The sequence below is a fragment of the Corallococcus sp. AB049A genome (assembly GCF_003668885.1).
In the GTDB taxonomy this organism is placed as follows: Bacteria; Myxococcota; Myxococcia; order Myxococcales; family Myxococcaceae; genus Corallococcus; species Corallococcus interemptor.
In genome coordinates this window covers 14,234-29,496 of sequence record NZ_RAWL01000058.1, presented here as the reverse complement: position 1 = coordinate 29,496, position 15,263 = coordinate 14,234, and the positions used below count along the sequence as shown (strand labels likewise).

Genomic DNA, 15,263 nt, shown 5'->3' with positions numbered 1-15,263 from the left:
GCCCAGGGGCGCCGCCAGCACCGCGCCCAGGCCGTTGAGCGACACGATGAAGCCCGTCTGCTCCACGCTGAAGCCGCGCTCGCGCGTGAGGTAGAGCGCCAGGAACGGCGCGACGAACGAGCCCAGCCGGTTCACGAAGGTGCCCACCCACAGGACCCAGTACGTCCGTGGCAGGCCACCCCCGCCCAGCGCTCTCAACACCGTGGCAACGGGATTCATGGCGGATGCCCGACGGACGTGGGGTGGTGGGACTGACCGCGGGCCCCCGACAGCATGCGCTCACGCCCCGCGCGTTTCCATGCGCGCCCGGGCCCGAGCAGGCGGTTGGGGCCTCATGCATTCCAGCCGCGCTTGAAACCCGGACTTCCCGGTGCGCGCCGTCATGGCGCTGGACATCGCTGGCGGGCTCCTCCAGGTTGCCGCGCCAATCCACACCTAAGGAAGGCGGGACGCAAGGCGGGCATGGGGCAGGTCATCGGACTTCTGGGGGTGTGCCTCGTCTTGGGTGTGCTGGCTCGGCGGAGCGGCCGGTTCCCGGAGGGGACGGTGCCCGCGTTCAACGCCTTCCTGCTCAACGTGTCCCTGCCCGCGCTGGTGCTGCGCGCCATGCACCGGCTGGAGTTCGCGCCCGGGCTGGTGGTGGCCGCCGCGGCGCCGTGGCTGCTCTTCGCGGGTGCGGTGCTCTTCATGCGCCTGCTCGGGCCCCGGCTGGGGCTGACGCGCGAGTCCGTGGCGGCGCTCATCCTCACCGCGGGGCTGGGCAACACGGCCTTCGTGGGCCTGCCCATGGCCTCCGCGCTCCTGGGGCCCTCCGGCGTGCCGGTGGCGGTGGTGGCGGATCAGCTGGGCTCGTTCCTGGTGATGGCGACGCTGGCCACGCTGACGGCGGCCCGGGCTCGGGCCCGGACGGAGCTGTCCGTGCGCACGCTCGTGCGCAAGGTGGTGATGTTCGTCCCGTTCCAGGCGCTGGTGTTGGCGCTGCTCTTGCGCCCCTTCGCCTTCCCGGACTGGCTGGAGTCCGTGCTCCAGCGCCTGGGCGACCTGCTCACGCCGCTGGCGCTGTTCATCGTGGGCTTCCAGCTGCGGCTGAAGGGGCTGTTGCCCCGCGCGCCGGCGCTCGCGCTGGGGCTGTCCTACAAGCTGTTGCTCGCGCCGCTGGTGGTGCTGGGCCTGCTGATGTTCGTGCCCGGGCTGGCGCTGGTGGTGAAGCAGGCCACGGTGCTGCAGATCGCCATGGCGCCCATGGTGACGGCGGCCATCCTCGCCGCCGAGCACGAGCTGGATCCGGAGCTGGCGGTGCTGATGGTGGGTGTGGGGATTCCGCTGTCGTTCTTCAGCGCGCCCATGCTCCTGTCTTGGGTGCACTGAAGGTGGGGTGACGCTCGCTTCTTCAGGCGAGCGCCGTGGTCTCGAAGGAGAGCTCGACGCCGTTGGGCTTCACGCGCATCTGCGGGCGCGAGAGGACGTGGCAGTGCGGGCAGTAGCCGTGGGCACCGGCGGGCGTGGCCCGGATGGAGACCGCGCCGCCACACATCATGCAGCCCTCGGGAAGGTCGAAGTCCGCGAACCGCTCTCCGCTTTGGGTCTCGAAGTGGGTCATGCCATTGAGTTAACGCAGGATCCGCCCGACACAAGCAGACCGGCATGGCCCCGCGAGGACCCGGTGTGGCGCCTCGCCCCACCTTTCGGGGACAGAAGGCGGCCCTCCAGGGCGCCCTGCAAACGTTACCGGTCCCCGGACGACTGCTCACCCGGCGACACCGCAACCCGTTGGGCAGGCTGGCGGGCGCTGGCACGGAGATTTCATGGCGTACCCCCTCGGACAACGGCGTGAGGGGGAGGCGGGATGGGTGCAGGGAACACAGTGAAGGTCATGTGCGACCGGAAGGGTTGGCGGGTGGAGGTGGCGCACGCGGGGGGTGTGCGGCGCTACCGCTACGGCAGCGAGTCGCAGGCGCGCTACTTCGCGGCGGTGTTCGAGCTGGGGCCCAGCGTGCTGCCCCCCAAGAACCATGCGCGAAGGCGGCAGGAGCCTCGCTTGGAGCTACACAACGAGGTCTCTTTCGGAGAGGCTTGGCTGTATGAGTGATGCTCCCAAGACCAGGCCCTTCATCCTTCCCAACCGGCAGCACGTCACCAAGGAGCCGGATCCGGGCGGCCGCTGGTCCGCGCAGTTCCCGGAGATGATTGGTTACTCCAGCCAGGGCGGCGGCAAGGTGCCGGCGGACTTCGGGTGGAACACCAACCCCAAGCAGTGGCAGGAGGAGCTGACGGAGCAGACGCTGGCGGCGCGCTTCGAGGAGCTGCGCGTGCTGCCTCCGAAGAAGGAAGTGCCCGTGCTGCCCGCGCCCACGCCGGCTTCGCCCACGAAGTGAAGCCCCGGGCCCCGTCGAAGCGTGCGGCTGTCTAGCTGAACGGCAGGCTGGCCAGCCGCTCGCGGAAGCGGGCGAGCAGGTCGCGCGCACCGGCCTCGTTGAGTCCCTCCGAGGCCTCCTGCCGGCCCTTGCGCAGGAACACGTCGAAGGGCGCGGAGCGGCCCGTCAGCGCGCCCGCCGCCGCCACCGCCTCCTCCAGCACGCGCGCCGCGCCCGGAGAGCCCAGCTCCAGGTGCATCTCCACCTGCTCCAGCCGCACGCCGCTGGCGGCCCACACCGCGCGGTCGTGCACGGTGAGCCACGTGCGGGTCAGCTCCTCCATCGCCTCGTCCAGCATGGCGAGGAAGGGCTCCACCAGTCCGGGCAGCACCTCCGGCCCCAGCGCGGGCTGCGTGCCCGCTTCGCGCAGCCGGCCGCGCGCCGCGATGATCTCCCGCTTGGTGGGCGTCTTCAGCGCGAGCGACGCGGGCAGGGACACGAATGCGGCCAGGCTCTCATCGGCCTGACGAGCCAGCGCGGGGCGCTGGGCGTCCGTGGCCTTCGCGGCGCGCTCCAGCCGGCCCTGCAATGAGCGGCGCAGGTCCGCCGCCGCGCCCCGCAGCGCCACGCGCGCGCCCACCTGGTTCGCGTAGCCGGGCACCACGTCCTCGCGGCGCACGTCCGCGAAGGCCGCGGCGGTGAGGTACACGAGGTCTCCGATGCGGTTGCGGAAGTCCGCGCGCGACGCGGCCAGCTCCGACATCAGCGTCCAGCGGTCGCTCACCACCTCCGGCCTTCGCATCTGCACGCCCAGTTCCTGCACGCGCTTGGACAGGCGCTCCGCGCTGGCGTGCAGCACGGCCTCTGCTTCCTGCGACAGGCGCTCGTCGGAGCTCGCGGGCGGCGGGGCCCAGCCTCCGTCCCTGGACGCGGCGGGGCGCGCGGGCGGCGGGAAGGCGTCCCGGATGGCGGCCACCAGCTTGTTCACGTCCATCAGCGTCTCGCCAATCGCGGGCGCCATCGTCTCCCAGAGGGACAGGTCCGCGGCGTCGTCGGGCTCGGCGGTGGTGGGCTCGTACTTCACGATGCTCAGGTGTCCCAGCCGGTCGATGGCGACGGCGGCCGCCTGGTAGACCTTGCGCAGCCGCGCCGCGAAGTCGCGGTCCATCAGGGCTTCGAGCAGCGCGTCGAGCCGGGGAGGCAGGGCATCCTGCGGAGAGCGGTTCTTCTGAACGACCATGGCGCGTCACCCTAGCCCAGCCACCCCACGGATACGTCAACGGGGGGAGGGTGGGGACCGGCTCCACGCTTTCCGGCGTACAGTGGAAAGACGGGGAGAAATCGCATGACAGGTGGCATCCAGCGCCGGAGATGGGTGGCCGGAGGGCTCGGGCTGTTGCTTCTGGGGGGAGGCCTGGCCTTCGTGGCTTCCGGGCGGTGTTGGTCCGCCTGGGCGTTCCAGGGCGTGGAGGTGCCCTGGTGTCCGGACGGCGAGTTCCGCCAGACGGTGGGCCTGTACGCCGATGGCCTCGCGCGTGGGGGCTCCTCCCGGGTGCGGGTCTGGGCGGAGGCGCACGGCGTGGACGCGAAGGTGAACGTGTTCAAGGCTCCTGTGGTCCGGGGCTCGGCGGCGCTGTTCCTGGTGGACGCCTCCGGCAAGGAGACGCCGCTGCCGCTGGACGCCAACGGCCGCTGGGAGCGCGAGGACGCGGGCCCCCTGTCCGCGCCGGTGACGCTGCCGCAGGTCCCGGACGGCGACTACCAGCTGCGCGCGCGCCTCACCACGCCGCTGGGCGCCGGCACGGTGGATGCGCCGCTGCCCCTGTACGCGCCCGCTCGGGTGCGCGTGCTGACGGACCGGCCCCTGTATGAGCCCGGGCACCGGGTGCGCTTCCGCGCGGTGGCGCTGCGCGCGAAGGACCTGTCGCCGCTGGAGGGGCGGCCGGGGACGTGGAAGGTGACGGACCCCTCCGGCGAGGTGGTGCTGGAGGAGCGCGCGCCCGCGGGCAACTGGGGCGTGGTGGCCGGAGAGTTCCCGCTGGACCGGGGCGCGTCCACGGGCACGTGGACGGTGACGTGGACGAGCGGCGGCGCCTCGGGCGATGCGAGCTTCACGGTGGAGCCCTTCACGCTGCCGCGCCTGCGGCTGGAGGCGACAAGCCCCCGGCCCTTCTGGCGCGCCAATGACACGCCGGAGGTGACGGGGCAGGTGTCCTACGCGTCCGGCGCTCCGGTGGCGGACACGGACGTGACGCTGGCGTGGAGCCACGCGGGTGCCTGGCCTCCGCCGACGGAGTGGCTCCAGGGCGGGCTGCCGGCGAAGGCGCGTACGGATGCCTCCGGCCGCTTCCGCGTGACGTTGCCGCGCGTGCCGCAGGACCTGCGCGGCCAGGCCACGCTGAGCGCGAGCGTGGAGGCGAAGGACCCCACCGGTGAGCCGGTGCGCGGTGGCGTGTCGCTGCTGTTGTCCGAGGACGCGCTGGCCGTCACCTCGGTGACGGAGCTGGAGGACGGTCTGGTTGCGGGCTTCAGCAACCGCGTCTACGTGCGCGCCACCACCGCGTCGGGCCAGGTGCTGCCGGGCGCGGAGGTGACGGTGACGCGCGCGTGGGACCCTCGCGACAAGGGCGTGAGCGCGGTGGCGGACGAGGACGGCGTGGCCGCCTTCCAGCTGGACCCGGGCCCCGCGGTGAACGTCGTGGTGCCGCCCCTGCCGGTGCGCGTGCAGCCGCGTCCTCCGTCCGTTTCGCTCGTGTCGTCCCGCGACCTGCTGGGCGCTCAGGGAGGACAGACGTCGCTGGAGGATCAGCTCGCGCTGGAGCGGCTGTTGCCCGCGCTGCATCCCTGCGCGCGCTTCGTGAGTCCATCCTCCGGCTCCGCCATGGCGGACTTCGTGATGCGGGTGGGCCCGGCCGGACAGGTGCTGGACGTGGCCGGCGCGGAGGTGGGGCTGGAGGCGTGCGTGGCGTCGGCGCTGCGCGCGAAGGGACTGCCGGCGGGCGCGGAGCGGATGCTCCAGCTGCGCTTCCAGGTCCAGGATCCGGGCCTGCCTTCCCTCCGTTTGAACACGCAGGTCGCCTTCGGAGATGAGCGGGGCGTGAGCGACGGACTGACGGTCGCCGCGCTGGATGCGCGCTCCTGCCTGCCTCCCACGCTGGACCGCGCCGTGACCGTGCCCGGCGCGATGACGTGGCGGCGCTGGCCGGACCGGCCGGAGCTGGCGCTGACCTGGGTGTCGGAGCCCTCGGGCGAGGCCACGCCCCCTGGTGCCGCGGCGGCGCTCTCGTGCGTGAAGGAGCGCCTGTCGCGCGTTCGCATTCCGGCCCAGACGCAGGCGGACCTCCAGGCGGGACGGCGGCCTTCGGAGGCCATGGGCGTGGTGCGCTTCACCGCGCAGCCCACGTACGGAGGCAACGGCATCCCCCGTCCGCCCCAGGCCACCACGTTCCTGGGCTACGAGCTGAAGGTCCAGGCGAAGTGGGATGGCCGCGACATGGGCGAGACGAAGTTCGTGCTGCGCCCCGCGCAACTGCCGCCGCTGCGCCTGCGCGCGACGCCGGTGCTGGCGAAGGCGGGCGAGTCCGTGAAGGTGGAGCTGCTGCGCGGCCCCGGCTTCACGGGCGAGCTGCCCAAGACGCTGGAGCTGGTGGCGGGAGCGACGCGGCTCAAGGAGAAGCTGGACCCGGCCACGCGCGCCGCGCGCTTCACGCTGCCCAAGGACTTCGAGGGCTGGGCGCAGGTGGAGGGCGTGGATGCGACCGCCCGCGTCTACGTGGCGCCTCGCGCGTCGCTGTCGGTGGAGGTGTCGCCGGACAAGCCCGCGTACGCGCCCGGAGAGATGGCGCACCTGCAGCTCCGCACGCGCGTGGACGGCAAGGACGGCGAGGCGGCGGTGGGCCTCTTCGGCGTGGACGAGACGCTGTCCCAGCTGGCGCCGCTGCCGGGCGCGGACGCGCTGGACGGCTTGAGGCCCGCACCCTCGGTGGCCACGCCGGCCTTCGGCGTGCTGGACGGACAGGCGCTGGCCATGGGGCGCATCCGGGGCGCGAACGCGGCCGCGGCGGCGCTGCTGCGCGTGACGGACGTGCCCGCGCTGGAGGATGTGGAGACGCCGCTCACGGCGAGCGTGATGAGCCCCTTCTCCCCGGACGCGGAGCTGACGGAGCCCTTCTACGCGGTGCTGACGGAGCTGCACGCGCGCACGCGCAAGTGGGAGGAGACCGCGCCCGAGGGTGAGACGTTGAACCCCGAGGGCCTTGCGCGGCTGTGGTCGGAGTCGCTGGCCGCGTGCGAGCAGCGCGGGCAGAAGGTGACGGATGCGTTCGGCCGCAAGCTGCGGCTGTCGCGGTTGCCGGCGGACCTGCTGGCCCTGACGGATCCGCGCGCGGTGGTGGTGAACGGCACGCGGCTGCCGGAGGACGTCGTGAACTGGAACGCGTGGGTCGCCCGGGAGGCGCCATGAAGCAGCGCTCGTGGATGTCCGGGGTCGTGGGCCTCGGGGTGGGGTTCGTGCTGGGCGGGATACCGCTCTGGCTGGTGGCGGGGGACCTGATGCGCAAGTCCTTTGGAAGCTCCGCCGCCGCGCTCGCGGGGAGCGCTCCGGGGGAGGCCTCCGACGGCTCCGGGTCACGCACCAGGCAGCTCAAGGCGATGGCGAGCTTCGGCTCGGCGAACGCGTACGACGACGAGGGCGGCGGCGGACGGGCCGAGGCTCCCCCGGTGGCCGCGGCCGCGCCCGTGATGGAGATGGCGGCGCCCCCGGAGCCGGAGATGGATGAGGAGGCGAGCGTCGCCAAGGACAAGGGTGGCGGCGCGGACGCGCCCACCCGCGCGTGGTTCCCGGAGACGTTCCTCTTCGAGCCCCTGGTGGTGACGGACGCGAACGGCTCCGCGACGGTGCCGGTGCGCGTGCCGGACCGGCTGACGCAGTGGCGGGTGCTGGCGCTGGCGCACTCGCGCTCCGGTGCTCAGGCCGGGGCGGTGACGTCCTTCGCGGGCACGCTGCCCACGTATGTGGACCCGGTGCTGCCGCCCTTCCTGCGCGCGGGCGACACGGTGCGCCTGCCGGTGCAGGTGGTGAACACCACGGACAAGGCCGTGGAGGCCGCGCTCAAGGTGGACGTGAAGGGCGCGCAGGTGGACGCCGGCGCGCGCACGGTGCGGGTGCCCGCGCGCGGCAGCGTGGTGGAGCTGGTGACGGTGAAGGCCGGCGGCGCGGGGCCGGTGACGCTGCGCGCGTCGCTGGGCGACACGGACGCGGTGGTGCGCGACTTCGACGTGTGGGCCACCGGGCAGCCCGTGGTCCAGACGCACGGCGGTTCGCTGGCGGCGCCGCGCACGCTGTCCCTGACGGGCCCCCAGGACGCGCAGGCCGGCAGCGAGCGGGTGCGCCTGCAGGTGTACCCGGGCGCGCTGGGCGTGGTGCGCGCGGAGCTGGCGACGGTGGAGCGCCGGCCGGTGGACGTGGCCGGGGACGCGTACGCGCTGCTGCTCGCGGGCCAGGCGCCGGAGCTGCTGAAGGCGCTGGGCGAGACGGCGGACCCCGCGGCGCTGAAGGCGCTGTCGCTGGTGGCGACGCAGCGGGTGCTGCGCGCGGCGCGGGCGCCGTCGGTGGACGTGGCGACGCGGCTGGCGGAGGGCGCGCTGGCCCACCCGGACAACCCGGTGCTCGCGAGGCTGGGCGAGCGGCTGGTGGCGCAGGTGGCCCAGGCGCAGCGGCCGGACGGCACCTGCCAGGGCGGCGACGGCTGGCCGCTCCAGCGCCTGCTGGTGGCGACGGCGGACTGCGCCCGCGTGGTGCGCGCGGCGCAGGGCACCCCCGAGGGCAAGCAGCGCGCGGCGGCCTTCACCGTGCGCGCGTCGGGCGTCGTCGAGCGCTACCTGCCGCAGGTGAAGGACGGCTACACGGCGGCGGTGCTGCTGGCGGAGGGCACCGCGGAGGGCAGCGTGGCGGACGCCCTGCGCACCCGCGTGCGTGAGGCGCTGAAGTCCCATCCGGACGGCACCGCGTGGCTGCCGGTGGAGCCGGACACGGTGCGCGCGGACGGGCAGGTGCCCTCGGAGGCGGAGGCCACGGCGATGGCGGTGCTCGCCCTGCGGGGTGATGCGAAGGCGCCGCTTCCGGACCTGGGCGCCTGGCTGCTCGCGCACTACACGCCGGGCCTGGGCTGGGGGGATGGGCAGGCCAACCGCGTGGGGCTGCGCGCGGCGCTGGCCCTCTTCAAGGATCCGCTGCCTGCCCGGGTGCGCGTGACGGTGGCGCGCGACGGGCAGGTCGTCACGGAGGGCACCTACGACACGAAGGCGCTGCGCGAGGTGCTGGCCCTGGAGGCCGCCGCGCCGGGCTCGGCGGGCACGCACGCGTGGACGGTGCGCGCGGAGCCCGCGGTGCCGGGGCTGGGCTTCTCCCTGGCGCTGTCCGCGGCGGTGCCGTGGAAGGCCGAGACGAAGGGCGGCCTGCAGCTGGCCGTGACGGGGCCCAAGGAGGCGCGCGTGGGACAGCTGACGAACGTGCGCGTCCAGGTGGGAGCGCCCGCGTCGCTGCCGCTGCGCTTCCAGCAGGACCTGCCCGCGGGCGTGCAGGTGGACCCCGCGAGCCTGGCCGCGCTCGTGGCGTCCGGACAGGTGACGTCCTGGGACGTGCAGGATGGCGCGTTGTCCCTGGACCTGGCTCCCCGGGAGCAGGGCGCGCCGGTGCTGGTGGAGTTCCGCGTGCTGCCCACGCTCGGCGGGACGTTGCAGGCGGGCGCGGCGCGGCTGGACGTGCCCGGCCGCCCGGACATCACCGCGTCACTGCCTCCCTCCACCTGGGCGGTGCGCTGACGCCCGCTGGCGCCGTGGGGTCATTCCCCACTCACGGCGCCGGTGCTGGTCCCTTCCGTCCGGCCTCGGGGGCGGGTGGAATGCTCGCCGGATGCGCGGCAGGGGCCCGTTCCTCCGGGTGCCCCCCGCCCGGTGCAATCGCTGCCCGCGTGCGTACACTTCAGGGTGCACGGCGGAGATGCATTTGCGCGCGGCAGCGAGGAATCGGATGGAGCTTGAAGGCTCCGAACAGGAGGAACTGACCCACGCCCTCCTGGGCGCGTTCACCTCGGTGGAGGAGCTCCACCGGATGGTCGAGGTGAAATGCGGCCGCAGCCTGGTGCCCCCCGTCGAACGGGAGGGGGCGGCGCGGGCGCGGGCGCTCGTGCGCACCGCGGAGGCGGAGGGCTGGACGGACGTGCTGGTGCGCGGCGCGCACGCGGCGGCGCCGGGCCATCCGCGCATCCGCCGCTTCCTGCAGAGCTACCTGTCCTCCGTGCAGCGCAGCGTGTCCGGCCCCGCCCTGGCGCGCATCGTCCAACAGTCCAGGCTGGCGCTGACGCCGGAGGCCTGGCGCGACCGGCTGACCACGCTGTCCCGGCGCGTGTGCCGCGTGGAGCTGGAAGGCGGCCGCGCGCTGGGCACGGGCTTCCTGGTGGCGCCGGACGTGGTGCTGACGAACTCGCACGTCATCGAGCACCGGCTGCTGGAGGCGCTGCGCGTGCGCTTCGACCTGAAGGTGCTGCCGGACCGCATCGCGGTGCACCCGGGCCGGGTGTTCGCGGTGACGGCGTGCCTGGCGCAGAGTCCGCACAGCCCCGCGGACCTGATGCACCCGCGCCCGCGCGAGGCCACGCGCGACGAACTGGACTACGCCTTCCTGCAGATTCAGGACGCCCCCGGTGACGACCGGCTGGGGGACCACCGGCCGCGCGGCTTCATCCCGCTGGCGCCGTCGTCGCCCACGGCGTTCGCTCCGGGCTCGCTGGCGCTCGTGGTGCAGCACCCCAAGGGCCGGCCCATGCAGGTGGCGCTGGACACGTTCCAGGGGGCCAACCGCTCCCACACGCGCGTCACGTACTGCACCAACACGCACCCGGGTTCCTCCGGGTCGCCGTGCTTCACGCCGGACCTGGAGCTGGTCGCGCTGCACCACAGCGGAGATCCGCGCCCCGGCCACGAATCCGCCGAGGACGACGAGGGCATCCCGCTGGACACCATCCGCTCCAGCCTGTCCGGAAGCGTGCTGCGCCGCCTGGGCTGGGAGTAGGGCCGCCGGGCACGTTTCCTGGGCCCGGGGGAGGGGACTGCTATCGTCCCCGCGCATGAGCCTTCCCGCTCGAAGCTCCATCGCCGCGAAGGTCCCGCGCTCCACCGCCGTGACGTTGCTGTGCCTGCTGCCCGCGCTCGTGGGCGCGGCGCCGCGCTTCAGCGTCGCGGGCCTGTCCCCCAGCAACGAGGTGCGCCTGCGCACGTCCACCGCCCACCTGGAGACGGTGCTGCGCGTGGACCTGTTGCCCTCGGACACCGCTCCGGACGCGGGCGCGGAGACCCCGCGGGTGACGGTGCTGGTGGATCCGCTGCTCGCGGCGGACGGCTCGCAGGTGCCGGTGTCCGTGCGCGTGGGCACGGCGGAGGGCGCGGTGGAGGTGCCCATCTCCGCGCGGCAGCCGGTGACGGTGACGCTGTCCGCGGACCTGCCCTCGGCCGGTGACTTCCACGGCCGCGTGGTGCTGCTGGCGGACGGCGTGCGGGAGACCACGCCGCTCGTCGTGCAGCGCATGGCGGTGGCGCCCACGGTGCAGTTCTATCCGGTGGCCCCCGCGCGCGGCTGGACGCTGGGCCCGTTCTCCGGAAAGGCCACGGTGCGGCTGACCTTCCGGGAGACGTCGGGCGTGGGCGGCGCGGTGGGGCCCGCGGCGGTGGTGCTGCTGGACCGCAAGGCGGGCGGCGCGGGAGACGGCGCGGCGCCCGTGCAGGCGCAGGACGCGAAGTGGTCCTTCCGCGGACCGGACGGCCAGCCTCAGGGCCCCGGCAAGGAGGGCGTCTTCCAGCTGCCCGCCCAAGGCACCGGCCTGTTGAGCCTGGACGTGGACGACCTGCCGGAGTCCGGCGAGTACACCGGCACGGTGCGGCTCTTGGTGCCGGAGGGCGCGGCGGTGGAGCAGGCCTTCACCGTCTGGGTGAAGACGCCCGCGATGTTCGGCGCGTTCCTCATCTTCCTGGGCGTGGCGACGTCCGCGGCGGTGCGCTTCTACGTGCAGCGCGTGCGCCCGCGCGTGAACCTGCGCAGCCGCGCGGAGGCCGCGCGCCAGAAGCTGCAATCGCTGGTGCCCGCCCGTCCGCTGGAGCGCGAGGCCACCGTGGCCGCGTCGCTGCGCCGCCAGGTGGACGCGCTCCTCGCGGACATCCAGCGACCCTTGAGCGGGCTCGTCGTGCAGGACTCCGTGCTCGCCCTCTTCGAGGCGCGCCTCCAGCTGTTCTCCCTCTGGTCCGTCCTCCTGCGGCAGCTGGAGGGACTCAAGGGCGTGGCGCTGCTGGACGCGGAGCGCAAGCTCAAGGCGGTGGAGTCTCTGCTGCAGAATGATCAGGCCACGTCCGCGGACTTCAGCGAACAGGCGCAGATGCTGCGCACGCTCGACCTGGAGGCGGTGGCCCGCGCGGTGCTGGAGTCACGGCTGTCGGAGCTGGAGCAGCAGTCGCGCACGCTGTCCTCCCAGCGCGGGGATGACCCCGTGAGCCGCCGGCTCCAGGGCGAGCTGCCCCTGTACGTGCTGCGCGCGCGTCAGCAGCTGCCGGGGCCGGACCTGGAGGCGTCGCGCCGGCTGGTGGAGACCGCGCGCGAGGCGTTCCTCGAAATCCTCCTGGCGGACCTGGAGGACGCCCTCACCTCGAAGGAATTGCCCGGCGGCTTCACGCAGGAGGAGTGGGCGGCGCTGCGCCTGCGCGTGGGCGAGCAGCTGGCCCGCGCGCGCTCCCGCATGCACGCCAGCGTGGACGAGGCGTTCCTCTACTACCAGTCCGCGTACACGCTGTACCTGCGCGAGCTGGTGGACAACCTGGAGGAGGCGATGACGCAGCTCCAGGCGCAGGCCGGCGGGGGAATCAACGCCCAGGATGCCTGGCGCACGGAGGTGGACGAGCGGCTCGCGGCGGCGCGCGCGCACCTGGACCAGGGCGAGTCCAACCTGGCCGCGCCGGAGTACCGCGCCGCCCGCGAGGACTTCGCGCGCCACGTGACGCTCCCGCCGCCTCCGGTGGCCATGGGCGGCCGGGCGGCCCTGGAGTCCCTGCCCACCGCCGTGACGGTGGATCCGTTCTCGCTGCCGGCGCCGCAGTCTCCGCCACCGACCCTGCCCGGCGGGCCCGCCAGCGGGAACCTGTCGCCCCTGCCGCCCACGTCCACGAAGGCGAGCACCGACGTGCTGGTGAACCTGGATTGGATTCCCCTGCCGCGCTCGCGCGACCTGTGGAAGGTGGAGCTGGCGGTGCTGGGGATGATGTCCGTCATCGCGGTGCTGCTGGGGCTCCAGGTGTTGGACGTCTTCGCGCCCACGTGGGGCGGCTCCGGCGCGTGGATGACCGCCTTCCTCTGGGGCTTCGGCCTGCACCAGGTGGGCAACGCCACCTTCGACGGCCTGTGGGGCATGGTGTCGCGGCTGGAGAAGTAGCCCTCACGCCTTCTTGCCGCGGATGGCGCGCGCCGCCAGCCTGTCCACCAGCGCGGGCGCCACCAGCTTGAGCACCTGGCCCACGCGGCCGGTGAGCGTCATCACCAGCTCGCGGTCGCGGCGCTCCATGGCGCGCAGGATGAGGGCGACGCAGGTGTCCACGTCCATGGTGGGGCCCGCCTCGTCGCGGGGGCTCTGTCCCAGGGGCCGGCCCTCCGGGCCCAGCGCGTGCGCACGGATGTCCGTGGCCACGAAGCCCGGGGACACCACGAGCACGTCCGTGCCGGTGCCCAACAGTTCGATGCGCAGCGAATCGAAGAAGCCCTGCATGGCGTGCTTGCTGCCGGCGTAGCCGGTGCGCATGGGCACGCCCGTCTTGCCCGTCAGCGACGACACCGCGACGAGCAGTCCCTTGCGCGCCTTGATGTACGGCAGCGCGTGGAAGGTGCAGTGCACCGCGCCCAGGTAGTTGATGCGCATCAGGCGCTCATAGAGGCCCAGGTCCTTCACGTCCTCGAAGCGCGAGTGCATGGTGATGCCCGCGTTGTTGACGAGCACGTCCACGCCGCCGAACGCCTCCACCGTGCGCTCCACCAATTCGCGGCACGCCTCCGGGTCGCCCACGTCGGTGGGCACCGCCAGCGCCTGGCCGCCCGCGGCCTCGCACTTCGCCTTCACGCGCTCCAGCGCCTGCGCATCCCGCGCCGCCAGCGCCACGTTCGCGCCCCGGCCGGCCAGGGCCACCGCCAGCGCCTCGCCGATGCCCGCCGAGGCACCGGTGACAATCACCGTCTTCCCTTGCATGACCTTCATCCGTGGCCTCCCGCGAACCGCTCCGCGAAGTGCAGTCCGCCAATGAGCAGCAACCCACACAGGAAGCCCACCACGCGCTGGCGTGAGTCCGGGCCCCGGCGCAGCTCCGGCAGCAGGTCCACCGCGCCGATGTAGAGGAACGAGCCTCCGGCGATGGCCAGCACCGTGCCCTGGAGCGAGGGCAGGTACCGCGTGCCCAGCAGCACGCCCGCCGCGCCCAACGCGGCGGTGAGCTGCACCACGCCCAGCGCCACCAGCGACCTCGCACGGGTCCAGCCCGCGGCGCGCAGCAGCGCGTAGTCGCCCACCTCCTGCGGCAGCTCGTGGACGATGACGGCGAACGCGGTGGCGAAGCCCGCCTGCGGCGAAACCAGGAACGCCGCCGCGACCGCCGCGCCGTCGCCCACGTTGTGCAGCGCATCCGACGCGAGCAGCGCGCTCGGCAGCGTGGGCGAGCCCGGGTGCGGGTGATGATGGCCGTGCGCGTGTCCGGCGGCGCACTCCGCGTCATGGTGGTGGTGGCCCAGGGCCCACTCCATCAGCGCCAGCGCGACGAAACTCGCGAAGGCCCACGCGAAGGCGGCCTCACCCCGCGCCTCCACCGCCTCCGGCAGCACCTCCAGGAACACCGCGCTCAACAGCGTGCCGGCGGCGAAGGCCACCAGCGCGGGCAGGCGCCGCTGCAGCCAGCGCTCGGACAGCACCCCGCCCGCGAGCCCCGCCAGGCCGTCCAGCCCCACGGCGATGAAGACGAGCAGGACGGTGTTCGCATCCATCAGGGAGCCATCAGCCACGCGAGCACGGCCTGGGGACCGTCCACGTGCACGAAGTGGCCGGCGTCCGGGATGAGGGCCACGGGGCAGCCGCCCTCCTCCAGGCGCCGGGCGCTTTCTTCCGACACGTACCGGCTGCGCCCGCCCCGGATGCAGCGCAGGGGCGGATGCACCGGGCGCTCCACTGCGGGCCACAGGTCCTCGCCGTTGACGCGCCGGTGGAGGCGCTGGAGCGCGTCCCGGTCGAACCTCCAGCGCACGCCGTCACCGTCCGGCGTGAGGTTCATCAAGAGCCAGTCCGACAGCGACTCCGACAGGCCGTTGCCGGTGAGGTTCGCGCGCAGCTCCTTGCGGCTGTCCGCGCGCGGCGGCGCCTTCAGCAGGATGTCCAGCACGTAGCCGCTCTCCGACAGGTCCAGCGGCACGGGCCCGGGCGCGATGTCGAGCAGCGCCACGCTGGCCACCCGGTCGGAGGCCTCCAGGCTGGCGGCGAGCGACACGCGGCCGCCCAGCGAGTGGCCCACCCAGTCCACGGCGCCGGTGAAGCCCTGCGCATCCAGCGTGTCCACCACGTCGCGCGCGAGCGTGGTCAGGTCCGGCGCCTGGGGCAGGGCAGGGGAGGTGCCATGGCCGGTGAGGTCGGGCAGGAGGATGCGGCGGCGCGGATCCGCCTTGCTCCACGCGACGGCCAGCGAGCGCAGGTTGCGGCCCGTCCCGAGGAAGCCGTGCAGCATCACCGTGGGCACGTCGCCCGTGCCCACCTGGAAACTTTCGAGCACCACGCCACCACCACCTTTGCGTCGCGTGCCTTGACCTGGGGCACGCTGTGCCGCTTCATACCGCGAACCCCC

General features: G+C 73.8%; 12 protein-coding genes and 1 pseudogene. 7 read left to right on the top strand and 6 right to left on the bottom strand.

What is annotated here, in order from left to right:
- A pseudogene (locus tag D7X55_RS09150) lies at nucleotides 1–219 on the bottom strand (MFS transporter); the annotation flags it as partial.
- Nucleotides 220–462: 243 nt separating this feature from the next.
- Between D7X55_RS09150 and D7X55_RS09145 the strand changes: the two are divergent.
- A complete protein-coding gene (locus D7X55_RS09145; RefSeq protein ID WP_121722837.1) occupies nucleotides 463–1,368 on the top strand; it encodes an AEC family transporter in 906 nt (301 codons plus the stop codon).
- A 22-nt stretch (nucleotides 1,369–1,390) separates the two neighbouring features.
- On the opposite strand, the gene D7X55_RS09140 is transcribed toward D7X55_RS09145, so the two are convergent.
- Nucleotides 1,391–1,600, bottom strand: coding sequence for a hypothetical protein (locus tag D7X55_RS09140; protein ID WP_120550221.1), 210 nt, complete (start codon nucleotides 1,598–1,600; stop codon nucleotides 1,391–1,393).
- Between the two features lie 273 nt (nucleotides 1,601–1,873).
- Between D7X55_RS09140 and D7X55_RS09135 the strand changes: the two genes are divergently transcribed.
- Both D7X55_RS09135 and D7X55_RS09130 read left to right on the top strand, forming a co-directional pair.
- On the top strand, nucleotides 1,874–2,089 hold the full coding sequence (locus tag D7X55_RS09135; protein WP_233609732.1) for a hypothetical protein: 216 nt from the start codon (nucleotides 1,874–1,876) through the stop codon (nucleotides 2,087–2,089).
- Nucleotides 2,082–2,375, top strand: coding sequence for a hypothetical protein (locus D7X55_RS09130; protein ID WP_120550219.1), 294 nt, complete (start codon nucleotides 2,082–2,084; stop codon nucleotides 2,373–2,375). Before D7X55_RS09135 ends, D7X55_RS09130 begins: the two co-directional genes overlap by 8 nt.
- A 31-nt stretch (nucleotides 2,376–2,406) precedes the next feature.
- Here D7X55_RS09130 and D7X55_RS09125 read toward each other — a convergent pair whose 3' ends face one another.
- A complete protein-coding gene (locus D7X55_RS09125) occupies nucleotides 2,407–3,594 on the bottom strand; it encodes a hypothetical protein (RefSeq protein WP_120550218.1) in 1,188 nt (395 codons plus the stop codon).
- A gap of 105 nt (nucleotides 3,595–3,699) precedes the next feature.
- Between D7X55_RS09125 and D7X55_RS09120 the strand changes: the two genes are divergently transcribed.
- The 4 genes from D7X55_RS09120 to D7X55_RS09105 all read left to right on the top strand — a co-directional run bounded on the left by D7X55_RS09120 (nucleotide 3,700) and on the right by D7X55_RS09105 (nucleotide 12,826).
- Nucleotides 3,700–6,816: an MG2 domain-containing protein gene (locus D7X55_RS09120; protein ID WP_121722836.1), complete on the top strand. Its 3,117-nt coding sequence runs from the start codon at nucleotides 3,700–3,702 to the stop codon at nucleotides 6,814–6,816.
- Nucleotides 6,813–9,176, top strand: a complete 2,364-nt coding sequence (locus D7X55_RS09115) for an alpha-2-macroglobulin family protein (RefSeq protein ID WP_199746912.1) — start codon at nucleotides 6,813–6,815, stop codon at nucleotides 9,174–9,176. Before D7X55_RS09120 ends, D7X55_RS09115 begins: the two co-directional genes overlap by 4 nt.
- A 208-nt stretch (nucleotides 9,177–9,384) precedes the next feature.
- Complete coding sequence (locus D7X55_RS09110) at nucleotides 9,385–10,425, top strand: trypsin-like peptidase domain-containing protein (RefSeq protein ID WP_120550215.1); 1,041 nt, start codon at nucleotides 9,385–9,387, stop codon at nucleotides 10,423–10,425.
- Nucleotides 10,426–10,480: 55 nt separating this feature from the next.
- Nucleotides 10,481–12,826 carry a hypothetical protein gene (locus D7X55_RS09105; protein WP_121722834.1) on the top strand — a complete coding sequence of 782 codons (2,346 nt, stop codon included), beginning with the start codon at nucleotides 10,481–10,483 and terminating at the stop codon, nucleotides 12,824–12,826.
- Nucleotides 12,827–12,829: 3 nt separating this feature from the next.
- Here D7X55_RS09105 and D7X55_RS09100 read toward each other — a convergent pair whose 3' ends face one another.
- From D7X55_RS09100 to D7X55_RS09090, 3 genes are read right to left on the bottom strand one after another with little or no spacing between them, the layout of a single operon-like run.
- On the bottom strand, nucleotides 12,830–13,639 hold the full coding sequence (locus D7X55_RS09100) for an SDR family oxidoreductase (RefSeq protein WP_120550213.1): 810 nt from the start codon (nucleotides 13,637–13,639) through the stop codon (nucleotides 12,830–12,832).
- Nucleotides 13,636–14,433 carry a ZIP family metal transporter gene (locus D7X55_RS09095; RefSeq protein WP_147470061.1) on the bottom strand — a complete coding sequence of 266 codons (798 nt, stop codon included), beginning with the start codon at nucleotides 14,431–14,433 and terminating at the stop codon, nucleotides 13,636–13,638. Before D7X55_RS09095 ends, D7X55_RS09100 begins: the two co-directional genes overlap by 4 nt.
- The gene (locus D7X55_RS09090; RefSeq protein ID WP_121722833.1) at nucleotides 14,415–15,194 is read right to left on the bottom strand and encodes an alpha/beta fold hydrolase; all 780 of its coding nucleotides are present in this window, start codon (nucleotides 15,192–15,194) and stop codon (nucleotides 14,415–14,417) included. Before D7X55_RS09090 ends, D7X55_RS09095 begins: the two co-directional genes overlap by 19 nt.
- Nucleotides 15,195–15,263: the final 69 nt, after the last annotated feature.